The 25651-nt window shown below is 43.0% G+C and carries 21 protein-coding genes and 1 tRNA gene; 20 read left to right on the top strand and 2 right to left on the bottom strand.

Going from position 1 to position 25651, the window contains the following annotated elements:
* Window positions 1–62: 62 nt before the first annotated feature.
* Window positions 63–965 carry a LysR family transcriptional regulator gene (locus HMPREF9624_RS02305; RefSeq protein ID WP_009536359.1) on the bottom strand — a complete coding sequence of 301 codons (903 nt, stop codon included), beginning with the start codon at window positions 963–965 and terminating at the stop codon, window positions 63–65.
* 342 nt (window positions 966–1307) lie between these two features.
* Between HMPREF9624_RS02305 and leuC the strand changes: the two genes are divergently transcribed.
* Complete coding sequence (gene leuC / locus HMPREF9624_RS02300) at window positions 1308–2573, top strand: 3-isopropylmalate dehydratase large subunit (RefSeq protein WP_009536358.1); 1266 nt, start codon at window positions 1308–1310, stop codon at window positions 2571–2573.
* 235 nt (window positions 2574–2808) lie between these two features.
* Window positions 2809–3309 (top strand): 3-isopropylmalate dehydratase small subunit, encoded by a 501-nt coding sequence (locus HMPREF9624_RS02295; protein WP_009536357.1) that lies wholly within the window; start codon window positions 2809–2811, stop codon window positions 3307–3309.
* 51 nt (window positions 3310–3360) lie between these two features.
* On the opposite strand, the gene HMPREF9624_RS02290 is transcribed toward HMPREF9624_RS02295, so the two are convergent.
* Entirely contained in the window at window positions 3361–4542 is a 1182-nt protein-coding gene (locus tag HMPREF9624_RS02290) for a ribonuclease H-like domain-containing protein (RefSeq protein WP_009536356.1), read from the bottom strand.
* A gap of 133 nt (window positions 4543–4675) precedes the next feature.
* Here HMPREF9624_RS02290 and HMPREF9624_RS02285 point away from each other — a divergent pair, with 133 nt between their 5' ends.
* The 18 genes from HMPREF9624_RS02285 to HMPREF9624_RS02195 all read left to right on the top strand — a co-directional run bounded on the left by HMPREF9624_RS02285 (window position 4676) and on the right by HMPREF9624_RS02195 (window position 25648).
* Complete coding sequence (locus HMPREF9624_RS02285; protein WP_009536355.1) at window positions 4676–6037, top strand: efflux RND transporter periplasmic adaptor subunit; 1362 nt, start codon at window positions 4676–4678, stop codon at window positions 6035–6037.
* Window positions 6038–6046: 9 nt separating this feature from the next.
* Window positions 6047–6805 carry an ABC transporter ATP-binding protein gene (locus HMPREF9624_RS02280; RefSeq protein ID WP_009536354.1) on the top strand — a complete coding sequence of 253 codons (759 nt, stop codon included), beginning with the start codon at window positions 6047–6049 and terminating at the stop codon, window positions 6803–6805.
* The gene (locus HMPREF9624_RS02275; protein ID WP_009536353.1) at window positions 6795–8021 is read left to right on the top strand and encodes an ABC transporter permease; all 1227 of its coding nucleotides are present in this window, start codon (window positions 6795–6797) and stop codon (window positions 8019–8021) included. Before HMPREF9624_RS02280 ends, HMPREF9624_RS02275 begins: the two co-directional genes overlap by 11 nt.
* Before the next feature lie 113 nt (window positions 8022–8134).
* Window positions 8135–8794 carry a nitroreductase family protein gene (locus HMPREF9624_RS02270; protein ID WP_009536352.1) on the top strand — a complete coding sequence of 220 codons (660 nt, stop codon included), beginning with the start codon at window positions 8135–8137 and terminating at the stop codon, window positions 8792–8794.
* A gap of 426 nt (window positions 8795–9220) precedes the next feature.
* A complete protein-coding gene (gene ruvA, locus HMPREF9624_RS02265; protein ID WP_009536351.1) occupies window positions 9221–9826 on the top strand; it encodes a Holliday junction branch migration protein RuvA in 606 nt (201 codons plus the stop codon).
* Between the two features lie 9 nt (window positions 9827–9835).
* Entirely contained in the window at window positions 9836–10828 is a 993-nt protein-coding gene (gene ruvB / locus HMPREF9624_RS02260; RefSeq protein WP_009428439.1) for a Holliday junction branch migration DNA helicase RuvB, read from the top strand.
* A gap of 20 nt (window positions 10829–10848) precedes the next feature.
* Window positions 10849–11232: a cell division protein ZapA gene (locus HMPREF9624_RS02255; protein WP_009536350.1), complete on the top strand. Its 384-nt coding sequence runs from the start codon at window positions 10849–10851 to the stop codon at window positions 11230–11232.
* Window positions 11232–12554 carry a peptidase U32 family protein gene (locus HMPREF9624_RS02250; RefSeq protein WP_009536349.1) on the top strand — a complete coding sequence of 441 codons (1323 nt, stop codon included), beginning with the start codon at window positions 11232–11234 and terminating at the stop codon, window positions 12552–12554. Before HMPREF9624_RS02255 ends, HMPREF9624_RS02250 begins: the two co-directional genes overlap by 1 nt.
* Window positions 12502–13332 (top strand): hypothetical protein, encoded by an 831-nt coding sequence (locus tag HMPREF9624_RS02245; protein ID WP_009536348.1) that lies wholly within the window; start codon window positions 12502–12504, stop codon window positions 13330–13332. The genes HMPREF9624_RS02250 and HMPREF9624_RS02245 overlap by 53 nt, the downstream gene beginning before the upstream one ends.
* A gap of 91 nt (window positions 13333–13423) precedes the next feature.
* Entirely contained in the window at window positions 13424–14797 is a 1374-nt protein-coding gene (locus HMPREF9624_RS02240; RefSeq protein ID WP_009536347.1) for an FtsW/RodA/SpoVE family cell cycle protein, read from the top strand.
* A complete protein-coding gene (locus HMPREF9624_RS02235; protein ID WP_009536346.1) occupies window positions 14790–16370 on the top strand; it encodes a peptidoglycan D,D-transpeptidase FtsI family protein in 1581 nt (526 codons plus the stop codon). The genes HMPREF9624_RS02240 and HMPREF9624_RS02235 overlap by 8 nt, the downstream gene beginning before the upstream one ends.
* 16 nt (window positions 16371–16386) lie before the next feature.
* Window positions 16387–18183 (top strand): ABC transporter ATP-binding protein, encoded by a 1797-nt coding sequence (locus HMPREF9624_RS02230; protein ID WP_009536345.1) that lies wholly within the window; start codon window positions 16387–16389, stop codon window positions 18181–18183.
* Window positions 18184–19938, top strand: a complete 1755-nt coding sequence (locus HMPREF9624_RS02225) for an ABC transporter ATP-binding protein (RefSeq protein WP_009536344.1) — start codon at window positions 18184–18186, stop codon at window positions 19936–19938.
* 292 nt (window positions 19939–20230) lie between these two features.
* Window positions 20231–21982, top strand: coding sequence for an ABC transporter ATP-binding protein (locus HMPREF9624_RS02220; protein ID WP_009536343.1), 1752 nt, complete (start codon window positions 20231–20233; stop codon window positions 21980–21982).
* Window positions 21972–23876 carry an ABC transporter ATP-binding protein gene (locus HMPREF9624_RS02215; RefSeq protein ID WP_009536342.1) on the top strand — a complete coding sequence of 635 codons (1905 nt, stop codon included), beginning with the start codon at window positions 21972–21974 and terminating at the stop codon, window positions 23874–23876. The genes HMPREF9624_RS02220 and HMPREF9624_RS02215 overlap by 11 nt, the downstream gene beginning before the upstream one ends.
* A gap of 116 nt (window positions 23877–23992) precedes the next feature.
* Window positions 23993–24065: transfer RNA gene (locus HMPREF9624_RS02210), tRNA-Thr, on the top strand.
* A 219-nt stretch (window positions 24066–24284) separates the two neighbouring features.
* Window positions 24285–24704 carry a NusG domain II-containing protein gene (locus HMPREF9624_RS02200; RefSeq protein ID WP_009536341.1) on the top strand — a complete coding sequence of 140 codons (420 nt, stop codon included), beginning with the start codon at window positions 24285–24287 and terminating at the stop codon, window positions 24702–24704.
* 17 nt (window positions 24705–24721) lie between these two features.
* Complete coding sequence (locus tag HMPREF9624_RS02195; protein WP_009536340.1) at window positions 24722–25648, top strand: radical SAM protein; 927 nt, start codon at window positions 24722–24724, stop codon at window positions 25646–25648.
* The last annotated feature ends 3 nt before the right edge of the window (window positions 25649–25651 follow it).

Here is a 25651-nt window from a genome sequence, read left to right as displayed (position 1 = left end):
ACTGAATCCTATTGCTAAGAAAAGCCGTTACTATTTTACTTTCTATATCCTGAATCTGCAATTTAACCTTTTCCTTTTCTTTTTTCCAAAAAGGAAATAAAACTTTCCAGAGATTTCGAGCAATTGTTGGCATGGTACATAAAGCCGATTTTCCTTTTAGGAATCGGAGAAGTGAGGTGAATCTCCACCAAGCTTCCATTTTCCAGATCTTTCTCTACAAAGGAGCGAATGACACAGGAAATTCCCATATCAATTTTAGCAAAATCAATCAGCAAATCCATAGTATTTAGGGCAATGATTTGCTTAAAATCCAATTGATTATCCCGAATATACATATCAATGTAATGTCGGGAAACATTTTTTTCATCCATGAGCATGACGGTCGCATCTTGAAAGAGGGAAAAATTATTTCCGTGCAGTGCCTTCAGATTTTCAAGATACTTCGGGGAGGCTACGAAGATGTCTTCCACATCCTGCTCCAAAAGAACTCTTTGATTGGGACTGAGATGTTTGGGAATAGCAACTAAGGCCAAGTCGATATCTTGCGCTTCCAGAATCTGAAGATTTTTCGCACTATCCTGATTTTTTAAATTAATCTGGATATTGGGGAATTCTTCCATAAACATCTTTAAATAAGGAAGCAGGACATAGCGGCAAAGTGTCGTACTGGCTCCGATATCGAGGTGCCCGATATGATAATCCTTCATTTTTTGCAGCGCACTTTCCGCCTCTTCGATATGATGAATGGCTTCCTCAACATGGCGGAATAAAACCTCCCCTTCCTCCGTAAGACTAACTCCTCTGGAATTCCTTTTGAAGAGTTTCACATTTAAATTATCTTCCAGACGCACGATGGTTTTGGAGATAGCAGGTTGAGATATATAGAGGGACTCTGCGGCTTTCGAGATATTCCCTTGCTTCGCAACTTCAAAAAAAATACGATAGGTGGATAAATTTTGCTCCATAAAACTCCTTTATTCAGAAATATTCATAATGAGTATCCTATGTAATAAAGCATCGAACACGCATTATATTGAAATAACTTAGAGGAATAATAAACATCTAAAAAATGTATTTTAATTATAGCAAGACTTTTGCTAGTATGTAAAGAAAGCAATCTAAATGCTTTCTAAAATTCATAATGAGTATTGTGCGCAAAGCGTGCGATATCTCGTTTGAAATGAATATATTATGGACGTTACGCAGTATATTTTGTTCAGAGAAGAAAAAGGAAGAAGAGAAAACGTTTTTTCGGAGTGGTTGTGAGCTGTATTTTCTGAAAAATGCTGAAGATAAAGGAGAGTACGATGGGAATGACGATGAGCCAAAAGATTTTGGCAAAGCACGCAGGACTGGAGAAGGTGGAAAGCGGTCAACTGATTCTTGCAAAGGTGGATTTGGTTCATGGAAATGACATCACGACTCCGGTTGCGATTCGAGAGCGGGAGAAGATTCAGGGGAAGGGTGTCTTTGATAAAGATAAGGTGGTTTTTGTTATGGATCACTTTGTGCCGAACAAGGATATTACTTCTGCAAAGTGCACCCAGATCTGCCGAAATTATGCAAAAGAAAACGGTTTAAAGCATTATTATGATGTGGGAAATATGGGAATTGAGCATGCTCTTATTCCGGAGCAGGGACTGATTACAGCAGGAGAGCTTTCTGTCGGTGCGGATTCTCATACCTGTACTTACGGGGCACTGGGAGCCTTTTCTACCGGTGTGGGCTCTACGGATATGGCTGCCGCTATGGCTACAGGAGAGCTTTGGTTTAAGGTGCCGAATGCAATTCAGGTCATCTTAAAAGGAAAGCTGCAAAAGTATGTCAGCGGAAAGGATGTGATCTTACACCTGATTGGAAAAATCGGAGTGGACGGCGCACTTTACGAGTCTATCGAATTTAGCGGAGAGGGCGTTTCTTCCCTTTCCATGGATGACCGCTTTGCCATCTGCAATATGGCGATTGAAGCGGGCGGAAAGAACGGTATTTTCCCGGTTGACGAAAAAACAATAGAGTACATTAAAGCGCATGGAAATAAGTCCTATACCGTTTACGAAGCGGATTCGGATGCCAAGTATGAGAGAGTGATAGAGATAGACCTCTCTACACTGCAGTCTACAGTGGCTTTTCCGCATTTGCCGGAAAATACGCATGAAATCGGGACTTTCGATAAGATTCCAATTGATCAGGTTGTTATCGGCTCTTGCACAAACGGTCGTTTATCGGATATTGCCGTCTCCGCAGAGCTTTTAAGAGGTCGTCATGTTGCGGAAAATATTCGTTGCATTGTGATTCCGGCAACGCAGAAGATTTATTTGGAAGCGATGGAAAAGGGCTATATCAAGGACTTAATCGAGGCCGGTGCAGTAGTCAGTACCCCGACCTGCGGGCCTTGTCTTGGCGGCTATATGGGGATTTTGGCACCGCACGAAAGATGCGTTTCCACCACCAATCGTAACTTCGTAGGAAGAATGGGAGACGCAAGCTCTGAAATTTATCTGGCTTCTCCGGAGGTCGCTGCGGCATCGGCAGTTTTAGGCTATATCGCAGGACCGAAAGAGCTGGGGCTGTAAGGAAAGACCGTCTTTTAACAGGAATCAATAAAGAATTTAGCGAAAAGGATATAGACTATTTCAAAAAATAGAAATCTATAGCGAAGAAAATAGAATTTTGAGAAATGGAAATCATTAGTGGAGAAAGACTGTTTTTATTCTTAACAAGTGGCTAAGGCGAAGCCTGAGACATCTTGTTTTAAGAATGAAAATGAATAGCGAAGAAAATTAGAAACGAAAATAGGAGAGGAACGGTATGGAAAATGCAAGGGGTAATTGTATAAAATATGGGGACAATGTCGATACGGATGTGATTATTCCGGCACGTTACCTGGCAATTCAGGACCGAAGCCTTCTGGCTACACACGCCATGGAGGACATTGATAAGGACTTCCATAAAAAGATGAAAAAGGGAGACATCCTGATAGCCGGAAAGAACTTCGGCTGCGGTTCCTCCAGGGAGCATGCTCCGCAGGTATTAAAGGACTCCGGTGTTTCCTGTATTATTGCAGAGAGCTTTGCGAGAATTTTTTTCCGAAATGCCATAAACATCGGTCTTGCCATTGTAGAATCCCCCGATGCGGCAAAGGAAATCAAAGAGGGAGACGAAGTGGAAGTGGATTTTTCCGCCGGGAGAATTCGGGATATCAGTAGTGGTAAAAGCTACGATATGGCAGTTTTCCCTCCCTTTTTACAGGATATGATCGATAAGGGCGGTCTCATTGCTTTTGTGAATGAGAGCTTGGAGAAAAAGTAGCGAAAAAGAAAGTGATATAAGATAGCGAAAACATAGCCATATTCTTAAAAATTAAAAATGTATTTTAAAAAAGCTAAGCAGATATTCCACCGGACTTATGCTCTCAAAAGTATTTTCCTTAAAAGGAATAAAGCACTGTTTATCCTGATACGTTTTTTTGAAGACTTTCTCTCCTTCCTGAAATACCGGAAGAAAAGATGTCTTCATTTTTTGATAGGCGGTTGATGCCTTGGCCTTTTCCCGCATTTCCTTCGGGTACATGGCTGCTAAGGACTTATGTACTACGCGGTCTTCCGAAGGGATAAATTCATAATCCTTGTAATCTTTAAAGAAATAGCAAAGCTCCCCTTGGTAGAGGGGGACAGTGAGACAAAGAGATGTTTCTTTTATCTCTAGGAGAAAGTTTTTCGGAGTGAGTGTAAGGGGCACGGGGACAGAAGAGGGAAGGGAAAACCTGAGGCAAAGTTTTTCGGAAGTTCGGCTATTTTGTCTTTCTTCCAATTCTAAGTCCTTGATTTGTAAAGAGTTATCTTTTTGATGATTGTCATTTTTCTCTTTCATTTCATCCCTTACTAAGATCTCTGCCCTCTGAAAATGGACATTCCCCTGAAAGATATTTTCATAAGCTAAAAAGGAGAAGAGAGAGGGAAGGTTTTGAATATCCTCTCGATTATGAAGGAGCAACATATTCCTTTTTTCACTGCATTTATCCTGTAAATATTCCCGGTATACGGAAATCAGTTCGTCTCCGCTACACCGGTCTTCGCGATGAATGCCTAAAAAACGTTCACAGGATTTAAGAGAACAACTTTCCAATCCGTAAAATTTTTTTCTTTTACGAATCAGTTTAAATAAATCAAGCTGTTTTAAATTCAGGTGAAGAGGAAGCTTTCCATAGGACTTGGCCATGGACTCGACAAAACGGTTATCAAAGCCTTCTCCATTAAAGCTGATGAGAACTCTCTTTGTTTTACAAAGCTGAAAAAACTGTTCCAAAATTTCCTCTTCGTCGAGGACGCTTTCGGCAAAATACTGGATTAATTCACTATTTTCTTTATGAAAAAGCAGTATACCAAGGAGATAAAGCTGAGAAGACTTCGGATTAAGCCCTGTCGTTTCAATGTCATAGAGCAGGGCGTCTTCCAAGGAGATATTCCTGAAAACGGAAGTGAGGACGTCTTCTAACGCAGCCCTGTCTTCCGTATAAGCTAAATCCTCTTGAATGATTTCCATTTGTCCTCCACAAAAACATGATATTAAAAAATTTTTTTATATTTTCTCATTTTTTTTCTGTTTATTTGTTTTATAATAAGCAAGCATAGTTTATCACAAGAATATTCGAATTTTAAGTTTAAGGAGAAGAAAAATGAAGGAAGAAGAAAAGCAGGGGGGAGATATCTCAGAAGAGGTAGAGAAGCTTCTGAATGAAAAGCCTAAGAAGAAAAAAGGAAAGAAGAAGTGGATATTCCTCGGGCTACTCCTTCTTTTTGTGCTTTTTATTTTGAAAAATCTATTGTTTCCGAGTAAGGCTAGTGGGGTGCTTGTTAATACGGAGAGCCTTTCCAAAGCGGATATTCAGGAAAAACTCAGCGTTTCCGGTCCCGTTTCCGGCACCCAGTCTCAGCATGTCACTTCAGCACTTCATGCCAAGGTGAAGGAAATCCTCGTAAAGGAAGGCGACAAGGTAACGGAAGGGCAGCTCATTGCAAAGCTTGACACCAAGGATGTAGAGGAAGCTTTGGAAGCGGCTAAAACTCAGGTGGAACTTGCAAAGGCCAATAAGGAAGATGCGACGAAGAATACCAAGGCAGAGTATGCCAAAGTGCAGACTGCCTATAACAATGCGCTTCTCGATTTCCAGAGGAAGAGCAGCCTTTTGGAGAGCGGGGATATTTCTCAAAGCGAATATGAGCAGGCGGAAAGTGCCTTAAAGGATGCGAAGGCAAGTCTTGGAAGCTTCAAGGTAAGCGGAGGTAATGTGCAGGTTTCCGAAAGCTATGATTTGCAAATTAAGAGCGCGGAAGAAGGTTTACAGAAAGCACAGAGTGCCGTGGATTCCGCTGAGATTAAAGCACCCATTTCCGGAACAATTACCAGAGTAAACGTGGAAGCCGGGCAGTTTGCGGATAACTTACTGGACGGAAAACCGATGTTTACGGTGGAAAATCTGGATCAACTGGAGCTTTCCATCAGCGTTTCCGAGTATTCTATCGGGAAATTAAGTCTTGGACAGAAGGCAATTATCAGTGCGGATATCTTAGGAGACGAAAAACTGGAAGGAGAGGTTTCTTCCATTTCTCCGACAGGAGAAGCGAAAGGCGGAAATACCGCAGAAAGAGTTATTCCGATTAAGATTAAAATAGAAGGTGATAAAAAGGGACTTATTTCCGGTATCACCGCAAAGGCTGATATTGTGCTTTCCGAGGCCAAGGATGTCTTTGTGGTTCCGCTTTCCGCAGTGATTACGGGTGAAGATGGAAGCAGTCAGATGGCTTTTGTGGAAGACGGAAAAATTCATATTGTAGCTGTAAAAACCGGAGTGGAAAGCGATGTTTCCGTAGAAGTCAGTCCTTTAAAAGAGGATGCCGTCTTTAAAGAGGGAGCCCATTTCGTAAGTGCTCCGGATGCGAGTCTTACAGAAGGCTTAGAGGTTAGTGAGATGCCGAAGAACAATGCGGGAGAGAGTATCAGTGCAAGTGAGAGCGGTGTTGTAGTAAAAACAAACTAGGATAAAAAAATGAATGATGTACTCATTGAACTAAAAGATTTAGTGAAAATATATGATACCGGAGCAGTAAAGGTCTTGGGACTGGATCGAATAAACCTTAAGATAAAAAGAGGGGAGTTCGTAGCGATTATGGGACAGTCCGGCTCCGGAAAATCGACGCTTATGAATATACTGGGCTGTCTCGATAAGCCGACTCTGGGAAACTATTTTCTGGACGGAGAAGATGTTGCCGCGATGGATCCGAACACTTTAAACAAGGTTAGAAATGAGAAAATCGGCTTTGTCTTTCAAAGCTTTAACCTGATCAGTCGTATGAGTGCCCTTCGAAATGTGGAAATCCCCATGATTTATGCCCATAAGAAGTCTCCGGCGGCGAGGCGTGAGAGAGCGGCAATGCTTCTTGAGAAGGTAGGACTGGGGGGAAGAATCCATCATCAGCCGAATGAAATGTCTGGGGGGCAGAGACAGCGTGTAGCCATTGCGAGGGCTCTTACGAATGAGCCGCCCCTGATTCTTGCCGACGAGCCGACAGGAAACCTGGATACGGCAAGTTCCGTGGAAATCATGGAAATGTTCTCCGCACTCCATAAGGCTGGAGCAACTGTGGTGGTCGTTACGCATGAGGAAAATATTGCGGCCTATACGGACAGAATGCTGCGCTTTTCGGACGGAAAGCTCATTTCCGATAAGAAAAATGAGAATCCTACAGCGGTTCGAGACTTGAGTATTTTCGAGGGTATGTATAAAGGAGAAAGTCATGTTTCTTGAGAATGTTAAAATGGCACTGGGCTCTCTTCGTGCCAATAAACTGCGATCCCTGCTTACCATGCTCGGAATCATCATCGGTATCGGATCCGTGATATCCATTGTGTCTATCGGGGATAGTATTCGAAAGATGTTCTCCGACCTGTATAAAAATTATGGTGTGACACAGGCTTCTATCATGATAAGTCCTTATATGGATTGGAATGATCTGCGAGATAGTGATGATTTCACTTTGGATGATTTTAATAATTTTAAAAGGATTTTCGGCAGCCGCCTTGACTATGCGGACAACACCCCCTATGAAAGCATTGATGTCAAGGTGGGAAGAAATCGATTGAAGGTGGGACTTTCCGGTGTGGAGTACAATTTTACCGATTTTCAGCCTTTGAAAATATTAAATGGAAGGACATTTTCTGAGAAGGATGTGGGTGAGAGGAAGCCTGTCGCCATGATTTCCGAGAACACGGCACTAAAGCTTTTCGGTACCGAAAATGCTACAGGAAAACATTTTCGAGCGGACTTTCGTGGAGAGGTACAGGATTTTTCCGTTATCGCGGTTTATCGAAAGGATTTGAGCCCTATCGAAAAACTGCTTATGGGCTCGCAGGACAAAAATGGAGAGGCCTTTGTGCCATGGACGATTCTTACGGGACCCGCAGATACTTTCTCTACGATTCGCTATTATGGGAAAAAGAATTTTACAGTAGAGGAAATGAATAGCTTGAATACAGATATCAAGAATTATTTTTCCCGTGTGAAAAATCGTAAACCTGAGGACTGGTATATTTCTTCCGTTCAGGATGAAATGAAGCAGGTGGACGGTTTTATGGGCGGTCTCTCCGCGGCAATCGGAGGTATTGCTGCGATTTCTCTTTTGGTAGGCGGTATCGGCATTATGAATATTATGCTGGTTACGGTTACGGAAAGGACAAGAGAAATCGGTATTCGAAAGGCACTTGGTGCGAGTAGGGAGGATATCCTTGTGCAATTTCTTACGGAGTCGGCACTGCTTTCCGCACTGGGAGGGCTTATCGGCGTGATTCTTGCCAGTACGCTTGTTCATCTTGGGGCTATGGCATTTAACATGACTGTGGTGGTAAAACCGGCTATTGTAATCATTGCCGTTGTCTTTTCTGCTATTGTCGGTGTTTTCTTCGGGATTTATCCTGCCAATAAGGCGGCGAAGGAAGATCCGATTGTGGCACTTCGATACGAATAATGCATTATGCTTTGAATAAGAAGTAGCAAACAAGACAAAAAGAAGCTATACTGATAAAGTTGATGTCTATTTTCAAAAAATATAAATACTTATACATTTTAAGGAGGAGAGCAATGACAATTAGAGAGGCTATGGAGAAAAGACACATGGTAAGAAAGTATAAGGATACTGTTTTACCGGAGGAAATTGTAAAGAAGTTGAATGAAAGAATCGAAGCTTTAAATAAAGAGCATCATTTAAATCTGGTACTGCATACGGAAGATGGTACCGCCTTTGCAGAGTTAATCGATAAATTGATTACCAAGAATGCCAAGAACTTCATCATCCTTGCTGCGGATCCCGCTGAAGGCGTAGAAGAGAAAATCGGTTATTGCAGTGCAGACATCATGCTTTATGCGCAGGAACTCGGTTTAAATACCTGGTGGGTCGGCGCAAGCTTTAATAAGGATGCCGTAAAGAAAGAGTGCCCGAATCATACGGTATACGGTGTGATTTCTATCGGCTATGGCGAAGAGCAGGGAAGTGTGCACCACAGTAAGGATGACTTCGAGGTTTGCTCCTACGAAGGAGAGGCACCGCAGTGGTTTAAAGACGGCGTAGAGTACGCTCTTATGGCGCCGACCGCCTTCAATCGTCAGTCCTTCTACATCAAAGGAAAGGGCAACACCGTGCACTTTGAGTACAAGGCGGGAGAGTTCCAGGGCATTGATACCGGACTTGTAAAGTATCACTTTGAAGCGGCTGCCGGAAAAGAAAACTTCGAGTGGGCATAAGGATTAGAATTTTTATGCATACCGAGTATCGTGCGGAAAGCGTGCGATATCTTATTAAAGAAAAGTCCCTAATGAGGGATTCACAACGATAGTATTTAACACGGATTGAAAAATTAAAATTATAAATATATTTGATGCAGTATAGGTCTGAAAAGAGGGTAATCTGAACCCGCCGGTACTTGCGAAAAACAGAGGAACTGCCGTTTTTTGCTTAGTAGAGGCGAGGTTAGCGGGAGCGTGCCCCACTTTCAGACCTATACTGCTTAGAAGATGTATTTTATATTTACATTCTATGTTTTAGTGATTTCTGCGTAGAAAGGCTGGAGTATACCTAAGCAAGACATAAGTAAAAGGAGTACTCAATGGCTTTTCTTTCCGTTGAGAAAACCCCGCTTTTATGCTAGACTATTTCGGATTGGAGAAAATATGATTCGTTTTGTACATGGGATTTTGAGAGAGAAAAAAGAGGATAGTCTGATTATAGAGGCCGGGGGCTTGGGGTATGGCGTAAGAGTGCCGATTTCCGTGCTTTCGGAAGCCCCTCCTATTGGAGAAGAGCTTCTCTTACATACCTATTTTTCTGTACGGGAAGACGGACAGGACTTGTTCGGTTTTTTTACGGAGAAGGATAGAGACTTTTTCATGCAACTGATTTCGGTTTCGGGAATCGGAGCGAAGACCGCTCTCGGGATTCTCTCCTGTTTTAGAAGAGAAGAGCTGATTGCGCTGATTCTTTCAGCGGACAGTAAGCGTATTCAAAAGGCACCGGGTCTCGGAAAGAAGTCTGCAGAACGTTTGATACTCGAATTAAAGGATAAATTACAGGTAGAAGATGCGCTACCCGGGGCTGTGGAGCCTGAAGAGCCGCTTTCAGGAGGCTTTAGTGAAGCCATGCAGGAAGCAATGGAAGCCTTGCTTTCTCTTGGCTATAAGCAGGGGGAGGCAAGGACAGCCATCGTTAAGACGCCGAATGTAGAGGAGATGAATGCGGAAGAAATACTACGCTCCGCCTTACGGAAACTCGCTTTTTAAGGAATGGGCATGGAAAGAAGACTAATTCAGACAGAAGAAAGCCGGGAAGATTTGGTTTATGAACCGAAGATTCGTCCCAAAATGCTTTCCGACTATATAGGGCAGGAAAAGCTGAAGGAAATGCTCTCGATTTATATCGAAGCGGCAAAAAAAAGAAAACAAAGCTTGGATCATTGCCTCTTTTATGGTCCTCCCGGACTTGGAAAGACGACGATTTCCAATATCATTGCGAATGAGCTAGGCGTAAATTGTAAGATTACCTCAGGACCGGCGATTGAAAAGCCGGGAGAAATGGCTGCCATTTTAAACAGTCTTTCCGAAGGAGATGTGCTCTTTGTCGATGAGATTCACAGATTGAATCGCCAGGTAGAGGAAGTGCTCTATCCTGCCATGGAGGATTTTGCAATCGATGTCCTTCTTGGAAAGGAAAGCAGTACCCGTTCCCTTCGCTTAGAGCTTCCTCATTTTACTTTAATCGGTGCAACAACAAGAGCCGGCCTTTTATCTGCCCCCTTAAGAGATCGTTTCGGAATCATCAGTAAGCTGGAATTTTACAAGAAGGAAGAGCTTACGAAAATTGTGCTTCGCAGTGCCAAGGTACTTTCCGTTCCGATTGAAGAGGACGGGGCAAAGAGTATTGCGATGCGCTCCAGAGGAACACCGAGACTTGCCAATCGTCTGCTTCGCAGAATCCGGGATTTTGCGGATGTAAAGTACGACGGCGTGATTACCAAAGAAGTGGCAGAGGAAAGTCTGGATTTACTGAATGTCGATAAGTTGGGCCTCGATCAAAATGACAGAGCCTATCTTACGGCAATTGTGGATAAATATTCCGGAGGTCCGGTAGGCCTCGAAACTTTGGCAGTCAGTCTCGGAGAAGACAGCGGAACGGTAGAGGATATGATTGAGCCGTATCTTTTACTGCAAGGCCTCATTGATCGCACGAAAAGAGGCAGAGTCGCAACAGAAAGTGCATACAGACATTTAGGTCTGGTCCAATAATCGGGAAAAGGTGAGAAGCAATGGGAGATAAAAATACAGTAGATGTAATCATTGACGGAAAAATAGTCAGGGTAAGCGGGACAGAGTCGGAGGCCTATCTTGTCAGTGTTTCCAATTATTTAAACGCAAAGATTACCTCCTTTAAAAAGGAATTTAAGAACTACAGATTATTGGACGAAGAGCTTCGCTCCATTCTTTTGCAGATCAATATCTGTGATGATCTTTTTCAGGAACAGGCCAAAACGGAGAAGGCGGAACAGGAAAAGGAAGAGCTGGAAAAGGAGATTTATTCCTTAAAGCATGATCTGGTTAAATCGCAGATGAAGCTGGATGGAGCCTTACAGGAGCTCGAAAAGGCACAGAAGAGGCTTTTTGAGACAGAGGGAAATAAAGGAGAAAAATAATGGGGGAAAAATACAGGGCGGAGCTTTTGGCGCCTGCCGGTTCCCTTTCGGTGTGTAAGGCTGCGGTTTTTGCCGGAGCCGATGCTGTTTATATGGGAGGACAGAAATATTCGGCCAGAGCCTTTGCAAAGTCCTCTTTATCGGAGGAGGATGAACTCCTCTTGGCAATCGAGTTTTGTCATCTCTACGGGGTCAAGCTCTTTATGACGGTGAATACACTGTTTAAGGAGAAGGAAATTGAAGGTCTTTTGGAATACATGGATCCCTATGTGGAAGCGGGAGTGGATGCCATAATCGTGCAGGATCTAGGGGTAGCTAAAGTTCTGAAGGAAGCTTATCCGGATTTACCCCTGCATGCCAGTACCCAGATGACAGCCAACACGAGAGAGGCGGTTTCGCTCCTCTCTTCTTTTGGTATGGAGAGAATTGTACTGTCGAGAGAACTATCTCTTAAGGATATTTCCGATATTTATGAGTCTACCGGAGCGGAGCTGGAAGTTTTTGTGCATGGCGCGATGTGCTACAGCTATTCCGGTGCCTGCTTTATGTCCTCTCTTCTCGGAGGGAGATCCGGAAACAGAGGAAGATGTGCGGGAACCTGCCGCCTGCCATATACTACAGCCGGGAAAAAGGGAAATTTCCTGAGTATGAAGGATATGAATACATTGGATTCTTTAGAGGAGATTTTAAAAGCCGGTGCCTATTCTTTGAAAATTGAGGGAAGAATGAAGTCGGAACTGTATACGGCAACCGTAGTTTCCGTTTACCGGAAATACCTTGATTTAGCCTTAAAGGGGGAAAGCTATACGGTTTCCGATCAGGACAGAAAACTTTTAAAGGCGGTGTATGACCGAGGGGGAGAGACTTCCTATTTACATCAGCACAATGCAAAGGACATGATTGCTCTCGTAGACCGTCCTTTTCGAAAGGAAGAGGAAGAACTTACCGCTTTTCTTCGAAAATCCATGGAAGAGCGGGAAAGAAAGCTTCCCCTATCTATGGAGCTTAAGGTGGAGAGCGGTGCAGTTTTAGAGCTGTCCTTGGAACAGGAAGATATTCGGATTAGTGTTTTTGGAGAGCAGCCTGTGGAGAAAGCGAAGCAGAGAGCCACATCGAAGGAAGAAATGGAAAAACAGCTTTTAAAGCTTGGAAACAGCTGCTTTTATGCGAAAGCTTTGTGTATTAGAGGAGAAGAAGAGGTATTTATTCCACTTTCCGCCTTAAATGCTTTAAGGAGAGAGGGATGTGAAAGAGTAAGGGAGGCCATTCTTGCCAAATTTAGACGAAATCCGAGAAATCGGAAGTGTAACGGTATCCGTTGAAAGAGAAGAGCAGCTGGATGCATGTCTTAAGGCAGAGAATATTCAGCGCATTTATTTGGATGAAGCTTCTTTTTCAGAGGAGGAAATCCGGCGCTTTGCCAAGAAAATAAAAGAAAGAGGATTGGAAGCCGCGCTTCGCTTTCGAAGAATTGAAAGGCGTGAAGACCGGGGAAAGACCTGTCTTTCCTGGCTTACGGAAAATGAAGAAACTTCTCTTTTTTCCGCCTTTTTGTTCCGAAGCTTAGATCAGGTTTCTGTCTTACAGAGGGTGGAAAGAAGAAACTTTCACTCTGTTTTTGATTATACGCTTTACAGCTACAATGCCTCTGCTTTAGAGGTATGGAAGGACTTTGGTGCAGAGACCATCACTTTCCCGATAGAGCTGAATTTCCGGGAAGATAAGGAGTTTTCCTCTTGGGCAAACAAAGCGGGGCTTTCGACCGAGCTTCTCTTTTACGGCCATCTTCCTATGATGGTGAGTGCCAACTGTGTGGAAAAAACAAGAAACGGATGCACGAAAAAGAACCATATTTTAGGATTAAAAGACAGACAAAATAAAGAATTATTTGTACGTTTGTATTGTAAATTCTGCTATAATCAAATCTTCAATGCCGATGTTTTTTCTCTATTCGGCTTGGAAAAGGAAGTAGCGGCTCTTAAACCGAAGAGTCTTCGTCTGGAGTTTACGGTGGAGAGTAAAAATGAAGTGGAAGAGATTCTTCAGGGAAAGATGAATAAGAGTTTTACCAGAGGGCATTTTCATAAAGGAATTGAGTAGAGGTAGAGAAATTCAGGAAAGAAACAGTTTGGAAGTAAAGCTTCTGAATTGCAGCTTTCGTGGGTATGCGTTTTAGTAAGGGGGGATCGGTATGGGAAATCTCTTCAGCAGTTTTGCCAAGATTATCAGCATTCTTTTAATGCTTTTATACAGCTACGGGCTGTTTCGAAATTTATCGATAGATTATAGAGAAGGAAAGAAGAAGCTCTCCGGTCTTTTGTATAAGATATTGCTTCTTCTTCACTTTATTTCCTATGCGGTATTGTATTTTCAGACGGGAAATCTGTTTTATATTTATTTTTACCTTCCGCAGCTTCTTTATTTTTTGCTTTATCCTCTTATTTGGAAAAAGCTCTATCCCTTCTATAACGAGGTATTACTGAATAATCAGTGTCTTTTTCTCGCTTTAGGGTGGATTCTACTTGCTAGACTGCAGGAGGCTAAGGCAATCAAGCAGTTTGCGGTTGCCATGGCGGCAAGTCTCCTTGTTTTAGTGATTCCCTATATTGTGGATAAAATTTGGGATTTTCAGAAGTTTCGCTATATTTTCGCAGGTATCGGGATTGTATCTTTACTTCTTGTGCTTGTACTGGGAACGGTGAACTTTGGTGCCAAGATGAGTGTGAGCCTTTTCGGTTTTCGTTTTCAGGCATCGGAGTTTGTGAAGCTTTCCTTTGTTTTTTCCATAGCGGGAATCCTCTCGGAAGAGCATGGGAAAGAAGGCGTCATCCATTCTGCGTGTGTCGCGGCATTGCATGGCATCATTTTGGTGCTTTGTAAAGACCTGGGTTCAGCCCTCCTCCTTTTTATTTCCTATGTTTTTATGCTCTATGTCGCAAGGAACCAGCTTCTCTATCTCTTAGCGGGAGGGCTTGTTTCCGCCTTGGCGGGGATTGTGTCGTACGGCTTATTTTCGCATGTGCGAACCCGTGTTTATGCCTTTATCGATCCCTGGAGAGATATGGCGGGGAAGGGCTATCAGATTACTCAATCTCTCTTTGCAATCGGTACCGGCGGATTTTTGGGGCTCGGCCTTTTTCAGGGACTTCCCAATAAGATTCCTATTGTGGAAAATGACTTTATTTTTTCCGCTCTTTCCGAAGAAATGGGAGGGGTAGTGGCCATTTGCCTAATCCTTATCTGCCTTTCCTGCTTTATGCAAATGATGATGATGGGAAGAGATATGGAAAGCTCTTTCTATAAACTTGTGGCTCTGGGCTTAAGCGTAATTTATGTTATTCAAGTGATTCTCACCATTGGAGGCGCAATTAAGTTTGTACCTTCCACCGGCGTAACCCTACCCTTTATGAGCTACGGCGGATCCAGTTTGATTTCCAGTTTTATCGTATTCGCCCTTTTTCAGTCCCTCTTTATCATCCAGGGACAGGAAGATGAGGTAGAAATGGAGGAAGACGCAGAAAGCGCAGAAGAACAGGAAATGGAGTCGGAGGAAGAAGATGCGTAGAGAAGATAGCGAAGAGAAAAAAAGCCGAAAAGGGAAAGAGAAGAATCCGGAGAACAAGATCAATAAGCAAAGAGAGAAACAGACGGAAGGAAGACAACAAGCGAAGAGAAGACGGGAGGAAGCTATTTCCGAAACCAAACTTGCCATGATAAGAAGAAAGCAAAATCGAGAAATGCTCGGGATTGTCTATCTCTTTGCCCTCATATTCTTTGCTATGATTGTTTATTTTTGTCATTTCATCCTGTTTCAGGCAGAAGATAAGATGGCAAGCCCTTATAATGCAAGAATTGATTATCTTGCGCAAAAGACGGTAAGAGGGGAAATTCAAACGGCTGACGGCATGGTCATTGCAAAAACCGTGACGAAAGAAGACGGAACGGAAAGTAGAGAATATCCGGGAGGCGCTGCTTTCGCCCATCCTGTGGGCTACAGCGTGAAGGGAAAGACAGGCATAGAATCCCTTGGGAATTATTACCTCACGAATTCCGGCATCAATCCCTTACAGAAGTTTATGAATGAAATCGAAAACAGAAAAAATCCGGGAGATACTTTGGTTACTTCTTTAGATGCGGATTTACAAAAGCTTGCCTATTCTTTACTGGACGGAAGAAAGGGAAGCATAGTTTGTATGGAACCCTCCAGCGGAAGAATCCTTGCCATGGCATCCGCGCCTTCCTTTGACCCGAATCAATTACAGGAAAATTGGGACAGTTTAATTTCCGAAGAGAATACGGACGGGAATCTTGTAAATCGCGCAACACAGGGACTCTATCCGCCGGGATCGACTTTCAAGCTCCTTATGGCACTGGAATATATTCGGGAGCATCCGACTGACTGGCAGGATTTCAGCTTTAAATGTAAGGGAGAATACGTGGATCCTTCCAATCCCGCGAATGTGGTTCACTGCTATAACGGAGAGGTGCACGGGACGGTGAATCTCGAGTCGGCTATTGCGCAGTCCTGTAACTCGGCCTTTGCTTTTATCGGCTCGGAGATTGATGTAAATCGCCTTCAAAGCTTAGCGGAAGATTTTTATTACAACAAGGACTTGTCTATTGGGCTTCCTTCCAAGGCAGGGCAGTTTAGCTTGACAGCGGATTCTCCGACCTGGCTTAAGATGCAAAGCGGAATCGGGCAAGGGGAGACTCTCTGTAGTCCCTTGCAAAACCTTTGCATGGTTTCAGCCATAGCAAACCACGGAACACTTATTTATCCGACCATTCTTTCTGAAGTAAAGTCAAAAGAAGGAACGGCGGTGCATCATTTTCCGAAGGGAGAAGAAATTACACTGATGTCTTCTTCCGAGAGCGATGCTTTAAAACAATTTATGCGTTCTGTCGTTACGGAGGGAACGGCTTCCGCTTTAAAAACCAAGGCATATCAGGTTTGCGGAAAGACGGGATCGGCACAAGTGAAGGAAGGCGGAAAGCTGAAGACCAATGCCTGGTTTGTGGGCTTTGCTCCGATGGACAATCCGAAGCTTGCTGTCTCTGTTTTGGTGGAGGATGGAGATACCGGCGGAAAAACGGCGGCGCCTCTTGCAAGAGAACTATTTGATTTGTATTTAAAGTAAAAACGAAGGAAGAAGTATGAAAAGGCTATTATCGTATATTTCTGAGTTAAAAGGGAAGAGTATCATTGCACCGCTTTTCAAATGTTTGGAAAGCCTCTTTGAGCTCTTTGTTCCCATGGTCATTGCCTATATGATAGATAGTGGAATTCAAAAGGGAAATGCGGCAATTATCTGGAAAAGCCTTTTTCTCTTATTGCTTCTTGCCCTAATCGGCTTGTCTTGCGCGATTGTGGCACAGTATTTTGCAGCGGAAGTGGCGATGCATGTGGGACAGTCCTATCGCAATGCCTTATTTCATAAGGTCCTGAATCTTTCCTACAGCAATGTTGACGAGGTCGGCAGCGCCTCTTTACTGACAAGGCTCGGTCCCGATATTTTTCAGATTGAATCCACGGTAAATATGGTTTTACGCCTGTTTCTCCGTTCTCCCTTTATTGTATTCGGTGCAGTGATCATGGCCTTTCGGATTTCTCCCTCTATCTCACTGCTCTTTATTCTGGTACTCGTTCTTCTTTCCGTTCTTATTTTCGGAATCATGTTGATAACGATGCCTCTTTACAAGAAGATTCAAGTAGCGCTGGAGAAAATCACAAAGCAGGTTCGGGAGAATATTCTCGGTGTCCGCGTGATTCGTGCATTTTATAGAGAAAAAAAGGAAGAAGAGGGATTTCAAAAAAGTAATGAAGCCTATACCGCCATGCAGGTAAAAGTGGGAAAGATTTCTTCCTTACTGAATCCCCTAAGCATGCTTATTATTCAGCTCGGTCTTATGGGAATTTTGTATTTCAGTTCCAGGCTTGTGAACGACGGCAGGCTTTTTCAGGGAAATGTAGTGGCTCTTACGAACTATATGAGCCAGATTCTTGCGGAGCTTCTTAAGCTTGCCAACTTGATTATCCTCATTTTAAAAGGACTCGCCAGTTTAGACAGAGTGGAAGAGGTTTTTGCAATAGAAAATGAACAGGTAGAAGAGGCCTCTTCAGATTTATCAAGACAATACGGAAGCATGGATAATGCAGAAATAGAGAGTGATTCAAAGTGGAACACGGAAGATAATACCTCTAAGGATGAGGAAGAAGCCATCGTTTTTCAAAATGTTTCCTTTTCCTATGGAAATAATGGAGAATATGCCGTTTCCGACTTGAATTTCTCCATAAAAAAAGGAGAAAGTCTCGGAATAATCGGGGGAACAGGTTCCGGAAAGACGACTTTGATTTCCCTTCTTTCCGGCTTTTATCCATGCTACAGCGGAGAAATTCGACTCTTTGGAAAAAACCAGCGGAATTATGTGAAGGAGGAGCTTTTCGGTTCTATTGCGCTTGTTCCTCAAAAAGCTGTACTATTTTCGGGAACGCTTCGGGAAAATTTGCTCTGGAGGAATAAAAATGCCACGGATAAAGAGCTCTGGGATGCGCTTGACATGGCCTGTGCGAAGGAATTTATAGAGGAAAAGGGAAAGGGACTGGAACTTCCTGTTACAGAGGAGGGAAAGAATTTTTCCGGAGGACAGAGGCAGAGGCTTTGTATTGCAAGGGCTTTGGTAGGAGAGGCTAAATTCCTGATTTTGGACGATTCTTCTTCCGCACTGGATTTTGCTACGGAAAGAAAACTTAGACATGCACTTTCCGCCTATAAAAGAGTAGAAAATAAAATCATTATTTCACAAAGAGTGGCCAGTATCCGAGACCTGGATAAGATCATCGTCATGGATCAGGGAAAAATAGTCGGTATGGGAAAGCACAAGGCGCTTTTGGAGAGTTCTCCGGTATACAAGGAGATCTGTCTTTCCCAGCTTAAAAAAGAGGAGTTGTAAATGGAGGAGAAAAAATATACCCAAGGTAAGGTCTTTCGAAGAATCTTGCAATATGCCAAGGTCTATAAGCTTTGGATATTCTTATCCTTTTTTCTCTCATTTTTAACTGTGGTTTTATCCCTGACCCTTCCTATTCTGATGGGAAAGGGAATTGACAATTTGCTTTCCGAGGGTAAGGTGAATTTTTCGGGTTTACACCGGATTCTCCTTCTTATGCTTGTAATCTTAGTTTTTACGGTTTTTTTCCAATGGTGCATGAATCAGGTGAATACCTATTTAAGCTATAAGCTCGTGGAAGATCTCCGAAGAAACTGTATTCATCATATGCAGAAGCTTCCGATTTCCTACTATGACAGGGAGAAACCCGGGGACCTCCTCAGCAGACTGACTACGGATATAGAGCAATTTTCCCAAGGGATTCTTATGGGCTTAAATCAATTTCTGCAGGCTGTACTGACGGTTATAGAAACAGCTGTCTTCCTCTTCATTTTGGAATGGAAGATAGCCGTTATCCTACTTCTGATAACGCCGCTTTCCTATTTTATTGCGAAGTTTATTGCAAAGCGTGCCTATATTTATTTCCAAAGGCAGTCCAAGGAAAGAGGAGAGACCTCGAGCTTTACAACGGAAGTGGTAGGGAATATCAAGTTGATTCAGGCTTTCCAAAAGGAAGAGGATATGGAGAAGCTCTACCGGGAGAAGAATGAGAAAATGTCCAGATCCAGTATGCAGGCGAATTTCTACAGCTCTCTCGTGAACCCTCTGACCCGTTTTTTAAATGCTCTGGGCTATGCGCTTGTTGCCGGAATCGGCGGATATCTGGCCATTCTCGGGATGCTTTCCGTAGGAAGCTTAAGTTCCCTTTTGGCCTATGCCACCCAATATGCAAAACCCTTTAATGACATTACTTCCGTGATTACGGAGCTGCAAAATTCTCTGGCTTCCGCCTCTCGGGTATTTTCCTTTTTGGATGAAAAGCCCATGGACAGAACGAAAGAAACACAGGAACTGGGAGCGGAAATCAGCGGAAAAGTGGCTCTTTCCCATGTGGATTTCTCTTATCAAAAAGGACAGAAGCTGATAACGGACTTTAATTTGGAGGTAGAGCCCGGACAGACCATTGCGATTGTCGGTCCTACCGGCTGTGGAAAGACGACTTTAATTAATCTTTTAATGCGTTTTTATCCTCCCAATCAGGGAGAGATTTATCTGGACGGCTTTCCTTATGAGAAGATTGAAGAAGCTTCTCTTCGAAGAGCCTACGGCATGGTACTGCAGGAAACTTGGTTAAAGTCCGATACCGTTTTCGAAAACATTCGTTACGGTAAAGAGGATGCTTCCTTGGAAGAGGTTAAAGAGGCTTGCAAGAGGGCGCACTGTCATCATTTTATCATGCAGCTTCCTAAAGGCTACGATACCATTCTTGCCGAGGACGGCGGAAATCTTTCTCAGGGACAAAAGCAGCTGCTTTGCATTGCAAGAGTGATGCTGATGGATCCGACTATTTTGATACTGGATGAGGCAACAAGCTCCATCGATACCCGAACGGAACAGAAAGTACAGAGCGCTTTTCAGGAAATGCTGAAAGGCAGAACCGCTTTTATTGTAGCGCACAGACTTTCCACCATACAAAATGCGGATTGTATTCTCGTTATGAAAGACGGAAACATCATCGAGAAGGGCAGTCACCACGCGCTTCTTCAGGAAAACGGTTTCTACAAGGAACTCTATGAAAGCCAGTTCCAGGCAAGCTAGAAACACGAAACAGTACGCAAAAAAGTGACGCTTCGTGCTTAAAAAAGTTTGGAAAAAATTCACGAACCGATGTTCTCAAAAAATCCATATTACTTTTTGCCGTATTTTGTTTTATAATGTCACGTATTTAATGAGTATTCGTGCTTTTGCAGGATACTCATTATTATGTGGCAGACTTTATCCTTTCCTACGTGTAGAAAAGGGATGTTAATGTTATAAAAGTTATAATTATTATTCTGTTTAGAAATAGGATTTCCGATCACCGTGTATTTTTCAGTTTTAGGAGGAGAATATGACAATCATAAAAACCTTGTCTAAGTCCGTAAGGGAATTTAAGAAAGACTCTATGCTTTCTCCCGCCTTTGTCAGTGCGGAAGTGGTTTTAGAGTGCATGATTCCGTTCTTTACGGCAAGACTGATTAATCAGATGAAGGTGGATGCTTCCCTTCCTATGATTTTGCGTTATGGCATAGTCCTTGTGATTATGGCTATGCTTTCTTTAGTTTGCGGAATCAAGGCCGGAAATTATGCGTCTTCCGCATCGACCGGTTTTGCCAGAAATTTAAGAAGAGATATGTTTCAAAAGATTCAGGGCTTTTCCTTCAGTAATATCGACCGATTTGAAACCTCTTCTTTGGTTACCAGACTGACTACGGATGTCAGTAACGTCCAGATGGCCTATATGATGCTTGTGCGTCTGGCTTTTCGTGCGCCTTTAATGATGATTTTCGCCTTTACGGCCGCCTTTCTTCTTGGCGGAAGAATGGCTATCATTTTCTGCATCATGATTCCGTTTTTGGGAGCCTCTCTTGCGATTCTGATTGCGAAGGCGATGCCGATGTTCGATAAGGTCTTTAAAAACTATGACGCATTAAATGATTCCATCGAGGAAAATGTGCAGGGGATGCGAGTTGTAAAGGCCTTTGTAAGAGAAGAGTACGAGAAAAAGAAGTTTAACGATAGGGCGGAAAAGCTTGCGAATGAGTTTATTCGGGCGGAGAAGCTTGTTTCGATTACGAATCCTTTAATGCAGTTCTGCCTTTATATTGGGGTTATTTTTATCTTAAGCTTCGGTTCTTACCTCGTTGTAATTACACAGGGCTTAAGTCTGGATGTCGGACAGCTTTCCGCCTTACTGACCTATAGCTTCCTGATTTTATCGAGCCTGATGCTGGTGGCTATGGTTTTTGTTATGGTTTCCATTTCCATTGAGTCCACTCGAAGAATCGTAGAGGTTCTTACGGAAGAAAGCGACTTACAAAATCCGGAAAATCCGGTCATGGAAGTCCCGAACGGCTCCATTGATTTTCATCATGTTTCCTTTAAATATTCGAAAGATGCCAAGAAAAATGTGCTTTCCGATGTGGAAGTGCACATTCCGTCCGGTGCAACGGTAGGTATCATTGGCGGAACCGGTTCTGCGAAGTCTTCTTTAACCCAGCTTATTTCCCGTCTTTATGATGTAACGGAGGGCGAGGTTCTGGTTGGCGGAGTGGATGTACGGAACTATGATTTAACCGTACTTCGTGATCAGGTAGCCGTGGTTTTGCAGAAGAACATCCTCTTTTCCGGAACGATAGCGGAGAATCTGCGCTGGGGAAATAAAAATGCCACGCAGGAAGAAATCGAGCATGCCTGCAAGCTTGCTCAGGCTGCCGAATTTATTGACAATATGAAGGACCGCTATGAAAGTCGTGTGGAGCAGGGAGGAAGTAATTTCTCCGGCGGACAGAAGCAAAGACTTTGTATTGCTAGAGCACTCTTGAAAAAACCGAAGGTCTTGATCTTAGACGATTCGACTTCCGCGGTGGATACAAAGACGGATGCTTTAATTCGAAAGGGCTTTAAGGAATTCATTCCCGATACCACAAAAATCATCATTGCACAGAGAATAGCTTCCGTGCAGGATTCCGACCTCATTTTGGTCATGGATAAGGGGCGCGTTATTGCGCAGGGAAATCACGAGAAGCTAATGGAAAGCTCGAAAGAGTATAGGGAGACCTATGAGTCACAAAACAGAAAGGAGGAAAAAGATGGAGAATAAAAAGAAAGGAATCGATAAAGATTTTTTTCCAACTTTGAAACGAATTCTAAAAACACTTTTTAGCTTTTATCCGGTCTTTTTGCCTCTTACACTTGTTTTGATTGTAGTCAATGCCGTAGTTTCGGCGATTCCGTCCCTGTTTCAGCAGAAAATTATCAGCCTCGTGGAAAGGGCTTATAAAAGCGGGGAATGGAAGTCTGTTTCCGAGCCGATTTTTAATCAAATTACTATCCTCGCAATTTTATACGGTATTTCTTTACTGGCCGCTTTTATCTATAACTGGAATCTGGCGACAATCACACAAGGCTCCTTAAAAAAATACAGACAAAAGATGTTTGACGGCATGCAGGACCTTCCGATTTCGTTTTTTGATAAGAATAAGACCGGAGACATCATGAGTCATTACACAAACGATATTGACTCCATGCGGCAGTTTATTTCGATTTGTATTCCGCAAGCACTGTCTTCCTTTATTACTATTGTGACGGTTGTTTTTCTGATGTTATATTATTCTCTTTGGCTAAGCCTCCTCGTTATTTTGGGCTCTGTTCTGATGATTCGAGTTGTAAAGGATATCGGCGGAAAGTCAGGACATTTCTTTATGCGCCAACAGGAAGAACTAGCCAAATCCGAGGGCTTTATCCAGGAAATGATGAACGGTCAAAAGGTAGTGAAGGTTTTTAATCACGAATCGGAAGCGATAGCCGATTTTGATCACTATAATGACGAGCTTTTCTCCGTATCCAATTCGGCAAACCGCTATTCCAGTGTCATTATGCCGATTTTAGGAAATATCGGAAATATTCTTTATGTCTTGGTGGCTATTCTTGGCGGTGTTCTTTTAACCTATAAGGTACCGAATCTTTCTATCTCCGGTTTGGCATTAAGCATTTCCATTGTCATTCCCTTCCTCAATATGACTAGACAATTTGCCGGCATGGTGGGGCAGATTTCGTCGGAAGTGAATGCTGTTGTGATGGGCATTGCCGGAGCAAAGAGAGTCTTTGCCTTAATGGATGAGATGAAGGAAGAAGATAGCGGTCATATTCGTCTTGTAAGCGTTAAGGACATGGACGGAGAACTTGTGGAAACAACGGATCGCACGGAAATGTGGGCATGGAAGGAAGTAAAGGAGGACGGCACTGTCGTTCTGAAGCGTCTTTTGGGAGATGTGGAGCTTCGGGACGTCGATTTCTCCTATGACGGAAAGCGCATGATTTTAAAGGGAATCAATGTCTTTGCCCATCCCGGTGAGAAGGTGGCTTTTGTAGGAGCTACCGGTGCTGGAAAAACCACAATCACTAATCTTTTGAATCGCTTTTACAGCATTCAAAAGGGAGAGATTATTTATGACGGCTTCGATGTCTATGACATTTGCTTAGGAGATCTTCGCCGTTCTCTCGGGATTATCCTGCAGGATACCGTACTGTTTACCGGTACCGTAATGGAAAATATTCGTTATGGAAAGCTCGATGCCTCTGACGAAGAGTGTATTGCAGCGGCGCGTCTAGCCGGAGCGGATGATTTCATCACAAGACTTCCGAATGGATACGATACCGAGCTTAGTGGAAACGGAGGAAACCTTTCTCAGGGACAGAGACAGCTCCTATCCATTGCCAGAGCTGCGGTAGCCGATCCTCCCGTTCTGATTATGGACGAGGCAACCTCATCCATTGATACTAGAACGGAGGCCATCGTACAGAAGGGCATGGATGCTTTAATGGCCGGTAGAACTGTATTTGTTATTGCACATAGACTATCCACTGTACAGAACTCCGATGTCATCATGGTGTTGGAACAAGGGGAAATCATCGAGAGAGGAAGCCATGAGAAATTGATTTCAGAGAAAGGAAAATACTACCAGCTTTATACCGGAGCTTTTGAGCTGGAGTAAGAATAGTTTCTTGCTGAGAAATGGATTTTTTGATGCCAATTTGTAAAAGCAAAGTGAATTGCAGCAAAATTTCTTACTTGCACAATTTCAAAAACCTGTGTTATACTGCAGTGGTTGCCACAATAGCACAGTTGGTAGTGCATCTGATTCGTAATCAGAAGGTCACCGGTTCAAGTCCGGTTTGTGGCCGAAAAGGAAAACGGGGAAGCTTGACTTCCCTGTTTTTTTTCTGTCTATCTCTGCTATAATGAAGAAGTAGAAAGTGCTTTATAAAGTGAAAAACAGCGGGATAAAATAGCAGAAGGAATGTCCAGAAAAGAAATATTGAGAACTAAGGAAGTATAGAGAACTAAGGAAGTATAGAGAACTAAGGAAGTATAGAGAACTAAGAGAATAGGAAAGTAATTTATGAAGAATAAAAAAGAGTTAAAAGTCATTATCGGAATCGTCTTAATCGTGCTTTTTATAGCAGGCTTATCTTATTTTATTCCGAAACTTCTGTCCAAGCCCTCTCAAAAACTTCGTGTTTTAAAAAATGGAGAAATCCTTCTGGAGCATGAGCTCGGAAAAGATGCCAAGTTTATGATTCTGGACCAGGAAGCCAAAGAAGTTTCTTTTGAGGAAAGTTTAAGCAGTTTGTCAGATGACGAGCGAAATCCGGCGATGCACGAGGTGAATTTCATTGAAGTAAAAGACGGAAAGGTGCTTTGCACAGAATCCAATTGTAACAATCAAATCTGTGTGCATACGCCGGCAATAAGTGCGGAGAATGCGGACTTACCGATAGTTTGTCTTCCCCACGGATTGATTTTACAGATTGTAAGTTGAATGGTAAGGAGGCTTTGATGGATTACGAAGGAAGGATTTGTCGCTCTCCTATGGAGAAGAGTTCCTATATGTTACCCGTGACTGTGGGATGCCCCTATAACGGCTGTCATTTTTGTAATCTTTTTCGTGACCTGCACTACAGAGAACTTCCATTCTCACAGATAGAAGAAGAGCTTCAGCGTGTTCAAAACGCCGGGGGAAAGCCTAAGAAGATATTTTTAGGAGACGGCTGCGCTTTCGGTTTAAAAACCGAGCAACTTTTAAAAATACTGGACTTAATACATCGCTATTTTCCGGAATGCGACACAATTAATTCTGACGCAACTATCACAAGTATTCGTATGAAAACGGACGAGGAGCTTAGGGCACTTTCGAACAACGGCTATAAGCATCTCTATATCGGAATAGAGAGTGGACTTTCGGATGTCTTATCCTTTATGCATAAGGAGCATGATGTAGCGGAAGCGGAGCGGGAAATTGCGAGAATTAAAAATGCCGGTATGATTTATGATGCGCACATCATGAGCGGAGTGGCAGGGAAAGGACGAGGCATAGAAAATGCGGAAGCCCTGGCCGCTTTTCTAAATCGGACAAAACCGGAATTTGTCGTGAACTTTTCCATGTTTATTTCCTCCGATACACCCTTGTATCAGGACATAGTAAAAGGATGCTTTCATCCGGCAACGGAACTGGAAAACCTAAAAGAAGATAGAAGGCTGGTGGAACTTTTGGCTACGGACGGAACGGAACTATTTTACGAATCCTTTCACGACTGTATTCGAAAGCGAGTTTGGGGTAACTTAGCAAAAGATAGAGAAAAAATGCTAATACAGCTGGACAAATGGATAGAAGAATTCGAAAAGAAGGAATCAATCTATGCTACTGATTTTTCCTACAAGGGCTGTCCGGCTCAGACTATGCTCGATTTAGAAAAAATTTTATAGGAG

The sequence above is a fragment of the Oribacterium asaccharolyticum ACB7 genome, assembly GCF_000238075.1.
In the GTDB taxonomy this organism is placed as follows: Bacteria; Bacillota; Clostridia; order Lachnospirales; family Lachnospiraceae; genus Oribacterium; species Oribacterium asaccharolyticum.
The sequence above is the reverse complement of the archived record's forward strand: the minus strand, read 5'-3'. Positions and strand labels throughout refer to the sequence as shown.